An 18273-nucleotide genomic window follows, 5' to 3' on the forward strand; every position below is an offset into this window, starting at 1 on the left:
TTTGGGGAAATTGTTAACCTGCAGCGTGACCGCTGTCGACGCCATGCGCGCAATCAAGGCCCGTACCTAGACCTTGAAAGCGGATCGATCCGGGCCGTCTATATTCCACCCATGCAAAGGTATTTGATTTCGAGATAGTCCTCGATGCCGTACTTCGAGCCCTCGCGGCCGTTGCCGCTTTCCTTGACGCCGCCGAACGGCGCGATCTCGGTCGAGATAATACCTTCATTGATGCCGACCATGCCGTATTCGAGCGCTTCCGCGACACGCCACACCCGGCCAATGTCGCGGCCATAGAAATAGGCTGCAAGTCCGAATTCAGTGTCATTGGCCAGACGGATGGCCTCTTCCTCAGTCTTGAAACGGAAGACCGGCGCGACGGGACCGAACGTCTCCTCACGGAAGATCAGCATGTCCGGCGTGGTGCCTGTCAGCACTGTCGGCTCGTAAAACGTTCGGCCGAGAGCATGACGCTTGCCGCCGACCGCCACCTTGGCGCCTTTTCCGGTCGCATCAGCGATATGCTCTTCGACCTTCTCGACCGCAGCCATGTTGATCAGCGGCCCGATGGTGACGCCCTCGCCGAAGCCATCGCCGACCTTCAAGCCACGCACGGCCTGGGACAATTTCTCGACAAACGCGTCGTAGATTCCGTCCTGCGCGAATATGCGATTGACACAGACACAGGTCTGTCCGGCATTGCGATACTTCGAAGCCATCGCCCCCTTTACGGCAGCGTCGATATCCGCATCATCGAATACAATGAATGGAGCATTGCCACCAAGTTCCATCGACGTTCGCTTCACCGTTGAAGCGCTCTGCTCCATCAGTTTCTTGCCAATCTCGGTCGAGCCGGTGAAGGTGACCTTGCGCACGATCGGATTGGAAGTCATCTCGCCGCCGATCGCAGAAGCCGAGCCTGTCACCACGGAGAACACGCCCTTCGGCACGCCGGCTCTCTCGGCCAGTACCGCCAGAGCCAGCGCGGAGAGCGGCGTCTGGCTGGCAGGTTTCACCACCATGGTACAGCCGGCGGCAAGCGCCGGTCCGGCCTTGCGGGTGATCATCGCGGCCGGGAAATTCCAGGGCGTAATCGCGGCGCATACCCCGATCGGCTGCTTCAGCACCACAATCCGGCGATCCGCCGTGAACGGCGGAATCGTGTCACCGTAAACGCGCTTTCCCTCCTCCGCGAACCATTCGATGAAACTCGCCGCGTAGGCGATCTCTCCACGGCTTTCGGCAAGGGGCTTGCCCTGCTCTGCGGTCATGATGGCCGCAAGGTCTTCCTGATGGGCGATCATCAGGTCGAACCATTTGCGCAAAATCGCGGAACGCTCCTTCGCCGTATTCGCACGCCATGCCGGTAGCGCAGCGTTTGCAAATTCAATCGCCCGCTTCGTCTCTCCGGCACCCATATTGGGGACCGACCCAACCAGATCGCCGTTCGCCGGATTGTCGACCTTGATCGTCCCGCCGCTGTCAGCAGGAATCCACTCCCCGCCAACGAAGCAGGTGTCGCGCAAAAGAGAAGGGTCTTTCAGCGTCAGTTTCGAAGTCATGGTCAGGATGCCTTGTTAACCGGGGGAACGAGCGTTTCACGCAGCTTGAATCGGATAATCTTACCCGACCCTGTCCGCGGAATCTCATCTACGAAATGCACCGAAAGTGGAACCTTGTACGACGACAGATGTCCTCGGCAATGGTCGAGGATATCTTTTGTTCCTACATCCGTTCCGGAGCGGGCAACAACGAACAATGCCGGGACCTCGCCCAAATGCTCGTGAGGAATACCGACAACAGCGCTGTCGACCACATTTTCGATCGTATTGACCACTTCCTCGATTTCGGCAGGCGCAATGTTCTGACCGCCACGAATGATCAACTCCTTCAGCCGCCCGGTGATGGTAAGAAACCCGTCGCGATCGCTTTTTGCAAGATCTCCGGTATGATACCAGCCCTTTCGCAACGCCGATGCGGTCTCCTGCGGCTTGTTGTGATAGCCACTCATGAGGTTGGGGCCGCGTACAATCAGCTCGCCTTCGTCGCCAATTGCGACATCCTCTCCGGTTGCCGGTGAAACAATTCGTACCGCGAGACCTGCGAGCGGCAAGCCGCAAGATCCCATCACCCGAGCTCCGGTCTGCCAGTTCATCGTTACCATGGTCGATGTTTCGGTAATTCCGTAACCATCCAGCAGCTTCACACCGAAACGGGATTCGAACTCCCGATTGAGCGTCGCAGGCATGATCGCCCCGGCCGACATGCTGAGCCGCAGGTTCGGAATCCTGAGATCCGGCTCCGCCTTGGTCGCCTCGAGGAAGTAATGAAACATCGTCGGCACGCCCGGAAACAGGGTAAACTCGCCTGTCTTCAACAGACGCACCGCTTCGGTGGTCGAGTACTTGTCCATGATGTACTCGGTTGCGCCGACCGCAAGAATGCTGAGAACCGACAGATTCAGCGCATACGAGTGGAACAACGGCAGCGGCGAAAGAACGACGTCTTTCTCGGAAAGGCCTGCGACGGGCGCCCAGCATGCCGCTGTCACCCACAGCATGCTGTGAACCGAAAGAACCACCCCCTTGGCTCTACCGGTCGTGCCGGACGTATAAATAATAAAGGCAGGTTGCTCGATTGTATCCGGATCTCGCGGTTTCGATTTTGGCGCTGAGCTCGCCAGTTCTTCGTAACGTAATCCATCACCACCCTTAGAATCACGATCAACAAGGATGCAAACTCTGAGAGCCGGGACCTGCTGCCGCAATCTCGCAATTAATCCAGCTTGCTGGTCCGTGGTGATGACTACTGAGCAGTCCGAGTCCTGTAATCGATACAAGATCTCGGATTCGGTAGCGTCATAGCTGATCGGCACACTAATTGCGCCGGCGCGATTAATCGCGAAACAGCTCTCGATCCAGGCCACCGAGTTTGGCAGGAAAATCGCAACCTTGTCGCCAGCTCGAATCCCGTTGTCAGCAAAGTGCCCGGCAAGATTTCCGGTGCGCATTGCGAGTTCGGCATAAGTTACCTTCGACGAAGCATCACAATAGGCAATCTTTGACCCGCGCGCCGTCGCGTGGCGCTGAAGCAGCACCGCAACCGGTGCAATTAAATCGGTTTGCAGCATATCCGCTCTCCCGTATCGCTTCGTCAAACCATACTGAACCCGCCGCTGATGCTAACGGTCTGTCCGGTGATCCATCCGCCATGCTTTGACGACAACAGCGTCACCATCGGCGCGATATCCGAGGGAAAGCCGAGACGGCGCAATGGATAAAGTTTGGTCAGCTTATCACGATTGGCATTGACCCATTCGATGTCATGAGGGGTTTCAATCAGGCCCAGAGAGATCGTGTTTGCGGTCGTCCCGAAGCGTCCGAATTCGCGAGCGAGCGACTTCATTAGCGCAATTACACCGGCGCGCGCGGCGGCCACGATGGCTAGACCTGATTCTCCAACGCGCGACGAGTCGCCAACCAGCGCAATGATTCGGCCGTCGCCGGCTTTCTCAAGATGTGGCGCAGCAGCTTTTGAAACATGGATCGCTCCATACAGACAGATGTTGATCTGTTTTTGCCACTCCTCCGGAGTGGTTTCGACGAAACGATTTCGAAGCGCGACGCCGGCGTTGTTAACGACGATATTCAGCCCGCTAAAATCCGATGCGATCGAGGCAACCATGGCGTTGACCTCGTCGAAACTCGCGACATCGGCCTTGTATGCCTTGGCTCGTCCGCCCCGCTTCTCGATCTCGGCGACCACAGCTTCGGCGCCGCTGCGCGATCCATTATAATTTACTGCGACCGTAGCGCCTTCCGCAGCGAGACTGAGTGCGATCTCGCGCCCCACATCACGCGCGCCGCCGGTGACAAGCGCCACCTTCCCCTTCAACTGCATGTCCATTTTTCTTGCTCCTCAAGAGTTTGCTTTTGCGTTTTCGATCAGGCGAAACAGCCTCTCCGGCGTCACCGGAAGTTCAAAGACATCGATACTGAGTGGAGCCAGCGCGTCCGAAATGGCATTGGCCACCGCCGCCGGCGCTCCAATCGTTCCGCCTTCGCCCATCCCGCGGAACCCGCCCAGCGTGGTTTTGGACTCAGCCTCGATATGAACGACAGTAATCGACGGAATTTCGCTGGCCGAGGGAACGACATAATCAACGAGACTGGCGGTTACATTCTGGCCTTCGTCGTTGTAGATCACTTCCTCATAAAGCGCTGCACCGATGCCCTGCGCGACGCCGCCATGCACCTGACCATCAACAATCATCGGGTTAATGAGTTTCCCGCAATCCTCAGCAACGAGGAATCGCTCCAGCTTCACCTGATAAGTCTCAGGATCGATTTCCAGCACAGCAATGTGAGCTGCCGTAGCGGCCGTCCCGAACACCGGGTCATAGGTTTTCGTGGACGACAATTCTTCGCGTTGATTGCTGGGAATACGTCCCATTTCTGAATAGACCGCACGCGCCAACTCGCGAAATGTCATGGCCCGGTCGGTACCTGCAACGACAATCCTTCCGTCCTCGACCGTCAGGTCTGCTGCCGAGGTTTCCAGGAGATGCGATGCGGCGCGCAGCACCTTCTTCTTGACGTCCTGCGCTGCGAGCGTCGCGGCACCACCAGCAAGTACCGCACTACGGCTTGCATAAGAGCCTGTTGCATTCGGAACAGCGGCGCTGTCGCCATGAACGACGAGAATATCCTGCAGCCGCGCTCCAAGGTGCTCAGCCACGACTTGGGCAAACGTCGTTTCATGCCCCTGCCCGTGAGCTGCCGTGCCAACAGCAACGGTCACAGCGCCGGTGGAATCGATCAGTATCTTGGCTGTTTCAGTTCCCGTATTGATCGGCATGCCCGGCGCAACAGAAATACGCGAGCCAATGCCTGTCAATTCGGCGTAGCATGCCATACCGATGCCGAACCATCGGCCTTCGGCCCGCGCTTTTACCTGACGCTCACGCAACGCGACGTAGCCGATCGTCTCGCAAGCTGCCTCGAGACACTCTGTAAAGCTGCATTGATCCCAGACAATACCGGAGCCGATCCTATGCGGAAACTCGTCAGGCTGAATCATGTTTTTCAGCCGAAGGGATTTCGGATCAACGCCCAATTTGCGCGCGGCCATATCCATCAGGCGTTCGGTCACGAATGTCGATGCAGGACGGCCGACGCCGCGATATGGCCCCATCGGCGGCTTCGAGGTTGCCACTCCCCGCACACGGCCACGATAGTGCTGGATCTTGTATGGCCCAGGCAAGAAGCTCACCACCTGAACCGGCTCAAGCACAGCCGTCCATGGGTAAATCGAATACGCCCCGACATCGCCGATAACGTCAGCACGCAACGCAACCGCAAGGCCATCTTGGTCGAAGCCGAGCTCGGCCTCCATGATCTCGTCGAAACCCTGACTTGTCGCAGCAAGATCTTCGAGACGATCGCTTGTCCATTTTACCGCGCAAGCTAGATGGCGCGCTGCGAAGGTGACGAAGAGCTCTTCAGGATAAAGCGATGCCTTACCGCCAAATCCGCCACCAACGTCCGGTGCAATAACGCGCAGCCGATTGCCTGGCGTGTCGAGCGCTTCCGACAACGCATCCCGGATAATTCCTGGAATCTGCGTCGCCGAATAGAGAGTGATGGCGTCCTGCCCGGCCGAATACTCGGCGACGTACGAGCGATTTTCCATTGCGAGCGGTGTCTTTCGCCGCATCCGAAAGCGACCTGACACGCGAACAGCCGCTTTCTCCATCTCCGCATCGACATCGCCGCGCTTGAATTCACGAGAAAGCAAAACGTTCGTGCCGATACTTTCATGCAGCAGCGGCGCATCTGACTGAGCAGCAGATTCGGGGTCTATCACGATCGGAAGAGCCTCGAAATCGATCTCGACCAGCTCGATAGCATCCTCCGCGAGATACCTACTCTCGGCGACCACCGCGACGACAGGCTCCCCGACGTAGCGAACCTTTCCCTGAGCAAGCGCGACCAGCGGAGTGGCGTGATAATTCGCCATGCGGGACGTTGCGAGAAGCGGCTTGATCTTCCCCTCTAAGTCCGCACCGGTAAATACGGCAATTACGCCTGGCGACCGAAGGGCTGCCTCGCAGTCGATTGAGCGAATACGAGCGTGAGAATGATCGCTTCGCCGAAACGCGACGTGAAGCATTCTCGCCGACTGCCGGTCGTCGACGTAGCTACCATTCCCCGTCAGAAGACGCGGATCTTCCGTGCGCTTCACGCGTGCACCGACCATCTTCGGTCGCGCCGCAAGATCCTCGACGTCTCGCATGTCCTTTCTGAAGGTCCGAACCTTGTCAGTCATACGCGTCAGGTCCCTTGCGCAGTTGATTCCACTGCGCGCTATCGTGACTACATATGACGGTTGCGCCTCCGGATTCGATCTTGCGGATTTCGGCGAATGATCTCAAAAATAATTCGGGATTTTTGGTATTACGCGGGACGGCATCCGTATCGAGATTGGCGCGAATACTCACCGCATCCGAAGTCAACAGAAACTCGCCGCTCCGGTCGAGCTTGACCAACGCGCCGACCGTCCCTGGCGTATGCCCTGGCAGCGGAATCAAGGTGATCTTTCCGTCGCCAAAAATATCCGTTTGCTTGTCAATGACGTTCAGAGGGATCGGATGATCCCAGTCAACCGCAAGATAGCCGTTACTCACCGCATCCGGGGCCTTCGCCGCTTCAAGCTCAAGGGCGTGAACAAAGATCGTGGCTTTCTTGAAGAATTCATTGCAGCCGCAGTGGTCGGTATGAAAGTGCGAGCAAACCACAACATCGACATCGTCGGCCCCCAGCCCGACAGACTTAAGACCACTGAGGACGTGTTCACCGGGCGGCATGATAGGTGTCATGAATTTCGCGAGCCCGCCCAGCCGCGCCACAGGGTTCTCAGCCACTTGCGGATGACATCCTGTATCAAATAGTACATTCCCCTGGACGTGCCGCATCAGCATGCAGGACACCGGCAGATCAATCATTTCGCTACGATCAGCATCCGGAAAATAGGTGCTCCTTTTCATTCGAAGACGACCACCAGACAAAACATGCATCTTCATGACGTCTTCTCCTTCAGCGCAACTGACGCCGAGCGCACAGCACGAACGATGTTCTCATAGCCGGTGCAACGGCAAAGATTTCCTGACAGGCCTTCGCGAATATCTTTCTCCGTCGCAAGAGGATGCTTGGCGATCAAATCCTTTGCCGTCATCAGCATACCCGGCGTACAGAAGCCGCACTGCAGGGCGTGATGCTCCTGAAATGCGTTTTGGATCGCACCCATGTTATGAATGGTCCCGAGGCCTTCGACGGTTTCGACCTCGCAACCATCCACCTGAACCGCCAGCAGGAGACATGATCGGACACTGTCGCCGTTTACAATGATCGTGCACGCACCGCAGACTCCATGTTCGCATCCGACATGGGTTCCGGTCAGTGCGAGCGTACTTCGCAAAAAATCCGCCAGCAGGAGGCGCGGCTCGACGCTCCTCTCGTGCACAACGCCGTTCACCGTCACCGTGATACTGCGAGAAATGGTCATGCAACCGCCCTCCCGGCGCGTTGCCATGCCGACATAAGCGCGCGACGCGCCAGCACACCAACGAGATGACGCCGATAATCCGATGATGCGTGCAGGTCCGTGTTAGGTTCGACGGCCGCCCGGATCAAGGCCACGGCTTCGTCCAGCAATTCGTCGGACAATTTTTGGCCGGCAAGAAGACCCTCGGCATCGGACGCCCGCATTGCTGTCTCACCAATCCCCATCATCCCGATCCGTACTTCTCCTGCCGTATCATCGACCAGTGAAATCGTCGCTGCGACACAGGCGAGCGCGAAGTCGCCGGATCGCCGGGCCACTTCCTCGAATCCCCAGCCAGTTTTCGGCGGCAATTTCGGAAACTCGATGTCAGTCAAAAGATCATCGTCAGCCAAATCCGTAGTCAGCGCGCCGAGAAAGAAATCGACCGGATCGACGGTCCGTCGACCGGTGCTTGATGTGATACCCAGCCTTGCATTGAGTAATAATGACATCATTGGCAACTCGGCGGCCGGATCTGCATGAGACAGGCTACCGCCAATCGTGCCACGGTTGCGGATAGCGAGGTGAGCGACAAAGGTCATCGCTTCATGCAACACGGGAAAATGTTCGGCAACAATGGGCGATGTTTCGAGCGTGACGTGACGCGTCAAGGCGCCGACTCTAATCGACTCCCCACAATCCTCGACGCCTGCAAGACCGGTAATTCGATTGATATCGACCAGCACCGAAGGCCGAAGCAAACGGAAGTTGAGCATCGGCACAAGACTTTGACCGCCAGCGATAATCTTGCCGTCCCCGTCCGCAGCTGCAAGTGCGGACACTGCAGCTTCCACGCTATCGGCGACGACATAATCGAAGGCGGCGGGCTTCATCTGCTCAGCGCCCCTTGAATATCGCTGGACGTTTCTCAGCGAAGGCTCTGCGACCTTCTTCGTAGTCCTCGCTCGCGGAAACTTGATCGATAAAGCTTTGTGCAGCCTTCGTCTCCAGTGCGCCTTGCCCCATTGTCAGATCTGTCAGGATCAACTTCGCTCCGGCCACCGACAAAGGAGCCAACATGGCGATGCTAGCCGCAAAGACCTTGGCATCACGCATCGGGTTGTCCGATACGCGATCCGAGAAACCCATCTTCTCAGCTTCAGCTGCTCCAAACCGCTCGGCGCTGTAGAGAATGCGCTTCGCATTGGTGAGTCCGACCAGCGACAAGAGGCGCTGTGTACTGCGAATACCGTAAACGATCGACAGCTTTGCCGCCGGAATACCTATCGACGCATCAGAATGCGTAAATCGGAAGTCACACGCCATCGACAGGTGACATCCACCGCCAAGACAATAACCTTCGATAACCGCGATCACCGGCTTTGGCACACCCGCGATAGCATCCGACGACGCATCGACGGCGACTTCATACGCGGCGCTGCTTTCGGCGTTCGAACGAACAGCGGCGAACTCCGAGACGTCCGCGCCCACACTAAAGTTGCCGCCAGCCCCTGTAAGGACAATCGCTCGCACGGTTGGGGCGCGACCGAGTTCACTGAAAATTCGAGCCACGTCGCGCCACATCGCAAGCGTCATGGCATTGCGTTCAGCCGGCCTGTTCAACCTAACCACGGCAACCGCGTTATCAATCGTGACCTCGATGTTTGCCAACGTCTCTCTCCCGCGGGCGATCTAGACTGCTGCCCGGCTTCCCTTGCTTGCTTCGTTCCTGGACTCTTCCGGGTTGCTGCTAACCAGTTCCCCAAACCGATCGAAGAATTGTCCGGCAAGCTTCTTCGCTGTCGAATCAATCAGCCGCGCGCCAAGCTGCGCGATCTTGCCACCAACCTTTGCCTGGACTTCATAGTGAAGGACAGTATGGGTTGAATCCAGCGCTTTGAGTCTGACAGTGGCACCTCCCTCGGCAAAGCCGGCAATGCCACCCTGCCCCTGACCCGTGATGGTATAGCCTTCCGGCGGGATGATATCGGACAGCGTGACGCGGCCGAGAAACTTGGCCTTGATTGGCCCCACCTTCAGGACAACCGATGCCGAGAAGTCCGTTTCCGACGTCATATCAAGCGCCTCGCAACCCGGGATGGCCTGCTTAAGAATACCGGGGTCGTTAAGCGCCGCCCAGACATCGGCCTGTGAAGCATTCAGAGTCGTTTGTCCCGACATTTCCATGCGATTACTCCTTCAACGCCCTCAGCTATTCGGCGACCGCCGAATGCACGCCGGCAATGAGCAACGGTGCAACCGCCAGCCTCACAGCCTCCGGCAAGGTGACAGGCCTGCTGTTCGCGCGATCGACATAGACGTGCACGAAATGTCCTTGAGCAGATGCAACGCTCTCGTCGTCCTTGAAGAGGCCGATTTCGTAGCGAATACTGCTGTTGCCCTGATGCCCGACGCGAAGACCGGCATTGATCTTCGAAGGAAAAGCAATCGACTTGAAGAAACGGCAGGTGGTTTCAGCGACAAGGCCAATCACCGAACTCTTCTCGATATCGAGCGCTCCCCTTTCGATAAGATACTGGCAGACAAGCGTGTCGAAGAACGAATAGTACGTCGTGTTGTTCATGTGGCGATAGACATCGTTGTCCATCCAACGCGTCGTCATGACCTGAAAGTGAACATACCCGCTACGTAATTCAGGCCTGGCTCGCGCCGTCATAACGATGCCTCATAGATCGCGAGCGCATCAGCGTGGGTGACTTTGCGAGGGTTGTTGACCAGAAGGCGCGTCTGCTTCATCGCATCGTCGGCAAGCATTGCCACATCCGTCTGCGCGATTCCGACATCGCGCAGACGCGTGGGGAGCCCGAGTTCGACCGGAAGATTGGATAGCATTTTTACAAGCGCCCTTGTCCGATCGGGCGCGCCTCCGGTCGCCTGCGGCGTCAGAATAGCACCGAGCTCGCCGTAGTAAGCCTCCGCGGAGCTCGCATTGAATTGGATAACCTGCGGCAACACCAAGGAGTTCGACAGCCCGTGCGGGACGTGGAATCGCGCACCAACCGGATAAGCCAACGCATGCACAGCCGCCACCGGCGCGTTCGCAAATGCCATTCCGGCGAGCATCGAGCCGAGGAGCATATTGTGGCGCGCGTCGCGATTAGTCCCGTTACGGCAAACCTCATAGATATTGGCCCCAAGAAGCCTGAGGGCTTCGCGGGCCAATGCATCGGACAGCGGATTCTTCAGCCGCTTGCTGGTGTAGGCTTCGATAGCGTGAACCATCGCGTCAATGCCGGTAGCGGCTGTTACCGCTGGAGGCAATCCGAGCGTCAACTCCGCATCCAGGACCGCCCAGTCGGGCAACAAGATGGGAGATACGACACCCTTCTTTTCCCCTTCACCGGTGGTCACGATTGAAATCGGCGTCACCTCCGAACCGGTGCCAGCAGTAGTAGGTGCAAGCACCAGAGGCAAACGCGGACCTTTGGCCATGCCGACGCCGTAGATATCCGCGAGCTTTTCCTTCCCAACCGCCAACAATGCAACCAGCTTGGCGACGTCCATTGAACTACCGCCGCCGATTGAAACGACACCGTCGACCTCCGCTTCGATTGCAGCCTTGACCGCAGCATCGATTACATGAACCGGAGGATCGGCCTCAACATCCGTGAATAGCGTAACTGCAACTCCCTGCTGTTCCAGCCCGTGCAAACCAGCCTGCAGCAGCCCCGCCGACTTGACACCAGCATCAGTGACCAGAAGCACGGACTTGCATCCAAGGCCCTTGGCGAGTTCGCCGATACGCGACGAACTCCCCGGCTCGACCAGGATTGATTTTGTTGACTGAAAAACAAACCCTTGCACCGCAAGCTCCGTTTTACGTTCGCGAAGATCGCCGCTCTACCAGAGACCAGCTCGCTGAAATGACCGCTCCGAGTGGCGAGGCGTTATGGGCTTCTTCATCTCAGAATAGTAACTTGCATAACTAGACTAATTTTTAGAGGCGATGTCAACTCGGTTGAATGCGTTTTCAGCATTCTCCTGCGAAACCCGGTTGATCTTCGCGGCTGCGAAAGTCGCACTGATTTCTCCAACGATCCCGCGCCGGAAAAGCATGACGCAGATCATGAAAATCAGTCCGATGACGATCGGGACTTTGCTCGAGAGGTCGACTGCAAGAGGTCCCACTTGAACCACACCGAGGCTGGCGAGCTTGCTTTCGAGGGTCACAACCAGGATCGCGCCGACGATAGGCCCAAGAGGCGTTCCCAATCCGCCGAGCAGACACATCAGGATGACGTTTCCAGACTGGGTCCAATGTGCATCAGGCAGCCCCGCAAACCCCAGGGTCAGGGCCTTCAGGCCGCCCGCAAGACCTGCGACCGCTGCGGACATCGTGAATGCCGATAGTTTATAACTCTGAACATCGTAGCCCAGTGAAATGGCCCGCGGCTCGTTATCGCGAATGGCAAGAAGCACCTGCCCGAAGGGTGCTTCCATGATCCGCTGAAATCCCCAGACTGCAAGAAGCATCACCACGAGTGAGAACGCATACATTGCGTGGTCATTTGAAAGATCGAACAGTCCGAACAGGGCGCGTCGCGGAATCCGCTGAAGACCATCTTCCGCACCGGTAAAAGGCGCTTGTACGCAAATGAAATAGATCATCTGCGCAAGCGCCAGCGTGATCATGGCAAAGTAGATCCCTTGCCTCCGAATGGCCATTCCGCCCATGACTGCACCGAGCACAACGCCAATGATAAGGCTAACTCCCAGCGCAAGCTCCGGCGTGAAGCCCCAGGATTTGGTTACGTAACCCGCCGCATACGCACCAAAGCCAAAGAAAGCGGCATGACCGATCGAGAGAAGCCCCACATTTCCCGTAAAGAAATTGAATGCCACCGCGAATAGCGCGAACGCCACGCACTTCATCAGAAACTGCGCATACAGGCCCGCAAATGGCGCAAGGATGCCGATAGCGGCCAGACCAAGGAGCAGAATGGTCGACGATTTCATGTTCATGATGCTCACGCTTCACGCCCAAACAGCCCGGCAGGCCTGACAAGCAGAACAAGCGCCATGACAATGAACACGATTGTCGATGACACTTCCGGATAGAATACCTTCGAGAGACCTTCGATCACGCCGAGCGCGAGTCCTGTCGCAATCGCACCGGCTGTCGATCCCAGCCCGCCAATGACCACCACCGCAAACGTGATGATCAGGATGTTCGACCCCATCAGCGGCTGGACTTGATAGATCGGCGCAGCCAGCACGCCGGCGAAAGCCGCCAACGCTGCGCCAAGCGCATAGACGAAAGTCACCATCAATGGGACGTTTATCCCGAGAGCCTGTACCAGCCGCGCATTCTCTGTGCCTGCGCGCAAATACGATCCAAGCCTCGTTTTCTCGATGAGGAACCAGATAACAAGGCAGACAAACAGAGAAACACCGACAATCCATATCCGATAGATCGGCATTCTCATGAAGCCGAGGTCGACCAGCCCGCGCAGCGCCTGAGGTGTTTGATAAGGAAGGCCCGCAGAGCCATAGATGTCGCGAAAAATCCCTTCAAGCACTAGCGCAAGTCCGAACGTAAACAACAGGCCGTAGAGATGATCGAGGCCAGCCAACCGACGCAGCAGAAGTCGCTCGATCAACACTCCAAACCCGCCAATTACGATTGGCACGAGAAACAATGACCACCAGTAGTTGATGCCAAACTTTTGCATAGCGAGATAGACGCCAAATGCGCCGAGCATATAGAGCGCGCCGTGAGCAAAGTTGATGATGTTGAGCAATCCAAAGATCAACGCGAGACCGAGGCTCAGAATCGCGTAGAAGGAGCCGTTCACGAGACCAATCGTGATCTGACCGAGCAGAACTTGTGCGGGAATGTCAAACATCGCGATTCTCAAACCCCCAGGCTTCGATCAACGAGCTCGGCCTTCGCTTCAAGCTCGGCCGCAGTTAACCGCATCGTGATGTCGCCGTGCTCCACGACCAGAAATCTGTCCGCGAGCGGCGCGGCGAAATACTTGTTCTGCTCAACGAGAAGGATCGTGTAACCGCGAGACTTCAGTTCGGTGATAAGATCGAAAAGGCGATCAACGATCACCGGGGCAAGCCCCTCGGATATCTCGTCGAGCAGCAATAGCCTGGCACCGGTGCGTAAGATTCGCGCGATCGCCAGCATCTGCTGCTCGCCTCCTGAAAGCCTTGTTCCAGGTGTGCTCCGGCGTTCGGCAAGATTGGGAAGCAAAGAGTAGATTTCATCGAGGGGCATACCGCCCTCGGACTGCTTGGGCGGTAACAGCAAGTTTTCTTCACAAGACAGACTGGCGAAGATGCCGCGCTCTTCAGGACAGTAACCGACGCCCATGCGGGCAATCATGTGAGGCGCGAGACGAATGGTGTCCTTGCCGCCGATTCGGATTGATCCCTGCCGCTTGTCGATCAACCCGACGATTGCGCGTAGCGTTGTCGTGCGACCGCTCCCGTTGCGGCCGAGAAGTGCAACTACCTCGCCGCGCTGCAGGGAAAACGACATACCGTGAAGAACATGCGACTCGCCGTACCAAGCCTGTAGCTTGTCTATAGCAAGAATTTCGCCAGCAGCCGGTCCTTTCATGTCTCCACTCATGACGCTTTTCCCGCCGTACGCGAACGTGAGCCTAGGTAGGATTCGATCACCTGCGGATTTCTGGACACCTCGTGGTAAGGTCCTTCCGCAATGATTTCACCACGGCGCAGCACGCTGATCCTGTCGGCAATTCGTGCAACCATCTTCATGTTGTGCTCGACCATGACGACCGTGCGGCCAATCGCCGCTTGCTTGATGAGGTCCGTGACGCGCTCAACATCCTCATGTCCCAGTCCCTGAGTAGGCTCGTCGAGAAGCATGACCTTCGGTTCGGTCGCTAGCGTCGTCGCGAGTTCGAGCGCCCGCTTACGGCCGTAAGCCAGGTCTCCAGCGCGGGTTTGCGCGAACGCACTCAGATCAACTTGACCGAGCAGACCGCAAATGCGCTCGGACATGTCGTCGGGCCGGAGTCCGCCCCGCCAGAATTTCGAGGGCGATACAAACCTCTGCTGAAGTGCGATTGCGATGTTCTCGCTGACCGAAAGATGCGGAAAAACCGCTGATATCTGGAATGAACGTACAAGACCAAGGCGAGCAAGCGCAGCTGGCTGCTCCGTCGTCACATCGGCCCCTTCCAGCCGGATGCGGCCTGATGTTGGGACCAGAAACTTGGTCAGCAGATTAAAAACTGTCGTTTTACCTGCTCCGTTTGGACCAATCAGCGCGTGAATCGTGCCGCGACGAATGTCGAGGTCAACGCTGTTGACGGCAACATAACCGCGGAATTCCTTTCGCAGCCCGCGCGCTTCGAGAACCACATCGACATCCGTATGATGCGACGCTTCCTTCATCGGGACCATCTCCTCCGAAATTTTTGTGCGTCGCAATGACATTGAGCCTCGCGAGCCTGTTGACATCGTCATATCAAATTAGTCTAGTTATGCAAGCCTGTCGATCAGGTAAGTCTTGAACAAAAAGAGGGAGGAGCAACAATGAGCAAGGTGGCCATGACGCTTGCCGCAAGTATAAGTTTGGCAAGCCCGGCGTATGCACAGACTGCGAACGTCTCTGACGACGTCGTCAGAATCGGCGTGATGACCGACATGTCCGGCCAGTTTTCCCATGAGTCCGGGGAAGGATCGGTGACTGCCGTGAAGATGGCGGTGGAAGATTTTGGCGGAAAGGTTCTCGGCAAACCTATCGAGGTGGTCGTCGCCGATCACCAGAACCGCAATGAAGTGGCAATCGCGAAGGCTCGTGAATGGTACGACGTCGCCAAAGTCGACCTGATCGCAAACCTGATAAACTCATCGATTGCGCTTGCGGTGACCAACGTCGCACAAGAGAAGAATCGCATTGCGATCGTCAACGGGTCGGGTTCGTCACGGCTCACCAACGATTCCTGCACGCCGAACAGCATCCACTACGCGTATGATACCTACGCCCTGGCTCAGGGGACAGGAAAAGCACTTATCAAGGAAGGTCTGAACTCGTGGTACTTTCTGACGGCCGACTACGCGTTCGGCCATGCGCTTGAGGGCGACACATCGAATGTAGTGAAGGCAAACGGCGGCACGGTCGTTGGTTCGATCCGATATCCCATTGATACGGCCGACCACTCGTCATTTCTGCTTCAGGCGCAGGCTTCAAAGTCCAAGGTTGTTGCCGTTGCCGGCTCCGGAACAACGTTCATCAACGCGGTTAAATCGGCCAAGGATTTCGGTCTCACCGACGGCGGAAAGCAAACCATCGCGGGATTGCTAGTCTGGATTACCGATATCGATTCGATGGGCCTGACGACGGCACAGGGTCTCGTCCTAACCAATGCTTTCTATTGGGATCGCGATGAAGAAACCCGGGCATTCTCCAAACGCTTTTTCGCGAAGATGAAGCGCATGCCGCATATGGGTGACGCCGGCGACTACTCGTCGACGATGCATTACCTGAATGCAATCAAAGCTTCCGGTACCGACGACGCCAAGACAGTGATGGCCAAGATGCACGAGATGCCGGTGAACGACTTTTTTGCGAAGAATGGTCGCGTTCGCGAGGATGGCCGCTTCGTGCACGACATGTACGTCTATGAAGTCAAGAAACCCTCTGAATCAAAATACGCATGGGACTACTACAAGCTCCGCGCCGTCGTTCCGGGGGAGGAAGCTTTTCGACCCCTCTCGGAAAGCAAGTGCCCGCTGATCAAGAAGTAAAACAAACCATCGCTCAGACGCGGCCGGGCACCGCCCGGCCGCTCTTCGTGCCGCCGAACTTGTCCGGATCGTAACGCATGCGATATTTCATCGATGTCGCATGAATTGGTTCTCCGCATCGATTGCAGATGACAGTCGGCGTAAAATCCTTGCCGCATTCCAGATGCTTGAGAATAAGCGGTGGCTTGCCATCGGCGCGCCACCGGTCGCCCCAAGCCATCATCATGATTAATGGGCCGTAAAGATCCATTCCCATCGGAGTCAGCAGATACTCAAATCTTTCCGGTAACGACTGGTACTTCCGTTTCTTGAAAACCCCGCGTTCAACGAGCCGCGCAAGACGGTCCGTGAGGATATTTGAGGCAATGTTCAGCTCTGTTTGGAGCTTGTCGAAGCGCCTGGCGCCGAAGAAAGCCTCACGAATAACAAGAAAACTCCAGCGATCGCCGATCACCTCAAGTGACCGGGATACCGAGCTCGGTCGCCCGCGCATAAAGTCGTCGGCCGCCCGGCGCGACCGTCGAGAAGGTTCGACCCGTGTCTTCCCCGCTCCCGGCCCGTCGCGATAGCTGACGCCCCGCGCGACAACACGTTGATGACAGCAAGAGCACGATACGAATGGCTTGCTGACGCAATTGCAACCTTCGTGAATAAGCTGAAGCGGCGCTCCTTTTGGATCGGCCAGCCATCGATCACCAAACTGCATGAGAGCCATGAAGGTGGGATAAAGGTCGATACCGGATTTCGTCAGCTTGTATTCGACGCGACTCGATGTCTCGGAATAGCTGATTTCCCGGAAAATCCCCTCACGTGTCAAACGCCGAAGACGGTCCGTCAGGGTTGCCCGGGAAATTTCGAGAGCTGAGCGAAATTCCTCGAACCGCCGGGCTCCGAAAAATGCCTCCCGGATTACAAGAAACGCCCAGGCATCCGAAAGAATACCGACCGTCCGGGCGACCGAACAGTTCCGTTCGGTCAATACCGGCTGCTTCTGAATGACCCGGGCGGGCGGTACGGCTTTAGCGACCTTGGGCCGCCTTCCCTGCTTTGTCGCAGTCGCCAGCCGCATAATTCCGTCCCGAACCTAAAACTTGATCGCTGGATACCGGCATAACCCATGCAAATGAGCCGCCATTCGCAAAGAGTTTGACGGTATCCGAGCGCGTTCGTCAAGGTCCGTAGTCCATCAACACAGGCTCACACTTCTATGATGCGCTCCACGTGCACACGTCGGCAGTCCATTTCATATTCAAGATCCTGCACTGGCGGCCGATTGAGATGCCATGTCAGGCCTTGTCTGAAGATTCCGCGCTTTCCGATCTCAGTTTCAATGAACGGAAAGATGTCGTGGACGGTGTAAAGCTGCGTCGCGGTTACCTGGCTCCAGTCTCCGCCAAACGCGCTCATGCGCCGTTCCATCTCACCCAGAACCCACTTCGCTTTCTCCAGCATCGCCGCTGGAGAAATATCGCCGAGCCGGACGGCGTGATCGCGGTAATTTCCTTTACCCTCCGGCGCTTCTCCACTTCCAGCGACCACAAAAGATGTTGGCGCATTCACAGCAGGGACCGCATAAGTGAAGGCGTAAAAGCCCGGCTCCGACGGCGGGTCGATTTTCGGGCAGACGTTGCTGCGCGCCACAGGATTTGCGGCACCATCCTGCATCACCCCCCAAGTCTTCAAGGTGCCTGTGTATTCTTCGTTGAACTTGACGAAACCGCTCTCCGTAAACGGCGCGGGCGAACGCAGCTCACAAGCAGCGAATGCGCTCAAGGGGCGACCGGCATCTTTCAAAATCTGCGCGATGCGCTCAAATCCCTGACGCAGCGGCACCGGCTTGGTGAACCGTACGCGCTCGAGCGCAAAGCCGGGAAGCGCCGCAACACCAGCAGAATATTGGCTGACGCCCGGCATAAAACGATAGCCTCCATTGGGCGCTTCGACAGTCTTGATCATGTTGCCTCTTCTTGCTTTTCCAAA

The 18273-nt window shown here is 57.0% G+C and carries 18 protein-coding genes; 1 reads left to right on the forward strand and 17 read right to left on the reverse strand.

Going from position 1 to position 18273, the window contains the following annotated elements; all coding sequences use genetic code 11:
- Positions 1-98 precede the first annotated feature (98 nt).
- From gabD to AC1Q67_RS22015, 15 genes are all read right to left on the reverse strand, one after another.
- Complete coding sequence (gene gabD, locus AC1Q67_RS21945) at positions 99-1562, reverse strand: NADP-dependent succinate-semialdehyde dehydrogenase (protein ID WP_492237340.1); 1464 nt, start codon at positions 1560-1562, stop codon at positions 99-101.
- A 2-nt stretch (positions 1563-1564) separates the two neighbouring features.
- The gene (locus tag AC1Q67_RS21950; protein ID WP_492237339.1) at positions 1565-3130 is read right to left on the reverse strand and encodes a class I adenylate-forming enzyme family protein; all 1566 of its coding nucleotides are present in this window, start codon (positions 3128-3130) and stop codon (positions 1565-1567) included.
- 23 nt (positions 3131-3153) lie between these two features.
- Positions 3154-3906, reverse strand: a complete 753-nt coding sequence (locus tag AC1Q67_RS21955) for an SDR family NAD(P)-dependent oxidoreductase (protein ID WP_492237338.1) — start codon at positions 3904-3906, stop codon at positions 3154-3156.
- Positions 3907-3918: 12 nt separating this feature from the next.
- Positions 3919-6258, reverse strand: coding sequence for a xanthine dehydrogenase family protein molybdopterin-binding subunit (locus tag AC1Q67_RS21960; protein WP_492237337.1), 2340 nt, complete (start codon positions 6256-6258; stop codon positions 3919-3921).
- Positions 6259-6319: 61 nt separating this feature from the next.
- Positions 6320-7081 (reverse strand): N-acyl homoserine lactonase family protein, encoded by a 762-nt coding sequence (locus AC1Q67_RS21965; RefSeq protein WP_492237336.1) that lies wholly within the window; start codon positions 7079-7081, stop codon positions 6320-6322.
- Positions 7078-7563 carry a (2Fe-2S)-binding protein gene (locus AC1Q67_RS21970; RefSeq protein WP_492237335.1) on the reverse strand — a complete coding sequence of 162 codons (486 nt, stop codon included), beginning with the start codon at positions 7561-7563 and terminating at the stop codon, positions 7078-7080. Before AC1Q67_RS21970 ends, AC1Q67_RS21965 begins: the two co-directional genes overlap by 4 nt.
- The gene (locus tag AC1Q67_RS21975; RefSeq protein ID WP_492237334.1) at positions 7560-8435 is read right to left on the reverse strand and encodes an FAD binding domain-containing protein; all 876 of its coding nucleotides are present in this window, start codon (positions 8433-8435) and stop codon (positions 7560-7562) included. The genes AC1Q67_RS21970 and AC1Q67_RS21975 overlap by 4 nt, the downstream gene beginning before the upstream one ends.
- A gap of 4 nt (positions 8436-8439) precedes the next feature.
- On the reverse strand, positions 8440-9213 hold the full coding sequence (locus AC1Q67_RS21980) for an enoyl-CoA hydratase-related protein (RefSeq protein WP_492237333.1): 774 nt from the start codon (positions 9211-9213) through the stop codon (positions 8440-8442).
- Between the two features lie 21 nt (positions 9214-9234).
- Positions 9235-9729 carry an SRPBCC family protein gene (locus AC1Q67_RS21985; protein WP_492237332.1) on the reverse strand — a complete coding sequence of 165 codons (495 nt, stop codon included), beginning with the start codon at positions 9727-9729 and terminating at the stop codon, positions 9235-9237.
- A gap of 25 nt (positions 9730-9754) precedes the next feature.
- A complete protein-coding gene (locus AC1Q67_RS21990; RefSeq protein ID WP_492237331.1) occupies positions 9755-10219 on the reverse strand; it encodes an acyl-CoA thioesterase in 465 nt (154 codons plus the stop codon).
- A complete protein-coding gene (locus AC1Q67_RS21995) occupies positions 10216-11367 on the reverse strand; it encodes an iron-containing alcohol dehydrogenase (RefSeq protein WP_492237330.1) in 1152 nt (383 codons plus the stop codon). Before AC1Q67_RS21995 ends, AC1Q67_RS21990 begins: the two co-directional genes overlap by 4 nt.
- A 126-nt stretch (positions 11368-11493) precedes the next feature.
- Entirely contained in the window at positions 11494-12525 is a 1032-nt protein-coding gene (locus tag AC1Q67_RS22000) for a branched-chain amino acid ABC transporter permease (protein ID WP_492237485.1), read from the reverse strand.
- A 5-nt stretch (positions 12526-12530) separates the two neighbouring features.
- Entirely contained in the window at positions 12531-13409 is an 879-nt protein-coding gene (locus tag AC1Q67_RS22005) for a branched-chain amino acid ABC transporter permease (protein ID WP_492237329.1), read from the reverse strand.
- A gap of 8 nt (positions 13410-13417) precedes the next feature.
- Entirely contained in the window at positions 13418-14146 is a 729-nt protein-coding gene (locus AC1Q67_RS22010; RefSeq protein WP_492237328.1) for an ABC transporter ATP-binding protein, read from the reverse strand.
- Positions 14143-14937, reverse strand: a complete 795-nt coding sequence (locus tag AC1Q67_RS22015; protein ID WP_492237327.1) for an ABC transporter ATP-binding protein — start codon at positions 14935-14937, stop codon at positions 14143-14145. Before AC1Q67_RS22015 ends, AC1Q67_RS22010 begins: the two co-directional genes overlap by 4 nt.
- 156 nt (positions 14938-15093) lie before the next feature.
- Between AC1Q67_RS22015 and AC1Q67_RS22020 the strand changes: the two genes are divergently transcribed.
- Positions 15094-16293: an ABC transporter substrate-binding protein gene (locus AC1Q67_RS22020; protein ID WP_492237326.1), complete on the forward strand. Its 1200-nt coding sequence runs from the start codon at positions 15094-15096 to the stop codon at positions 16291-16293.
- Positions 16294-16306: 13 nt separating this feature from the next.
- Here the strand turns inward: AC1Q67_RS22020 and AC1Q67_RS22025 are convergent, their stop codons facing one another.
- Together AC1Q67_RS22025 and cnbZ are read right to left on the reverse strand one after the other, a co-directional pair.
- Positions 16307-17362, reverse strand: coding sequence for a winged helix-turn-helix transcriptional regulator (locus tag AC1Q67_RS22025; protein WP_024573665.1), 1056 nt, complete (start codon positions 17360-17362; stop codon positions 16307-16309).
- Positions 17363-17490: 128 nt separating this feature from the next.
- Positions 17491-18249, reverse strand: a complete 759-nt coding sequence (gene cnbZ, locus AC1Q67_RS22030) for a 2-amino-5-chloromuconate deaminase CnbZ (protein WP_024573664.1) — start codon at positions 18247-18249, stop codon at positions 17491-17493.
- Positions 18250-18273: the final 24 nt, after the last annotated feature.

This window comes from Afipia sp. GW823-FHT06G09 (assembly GCF_058794875.1).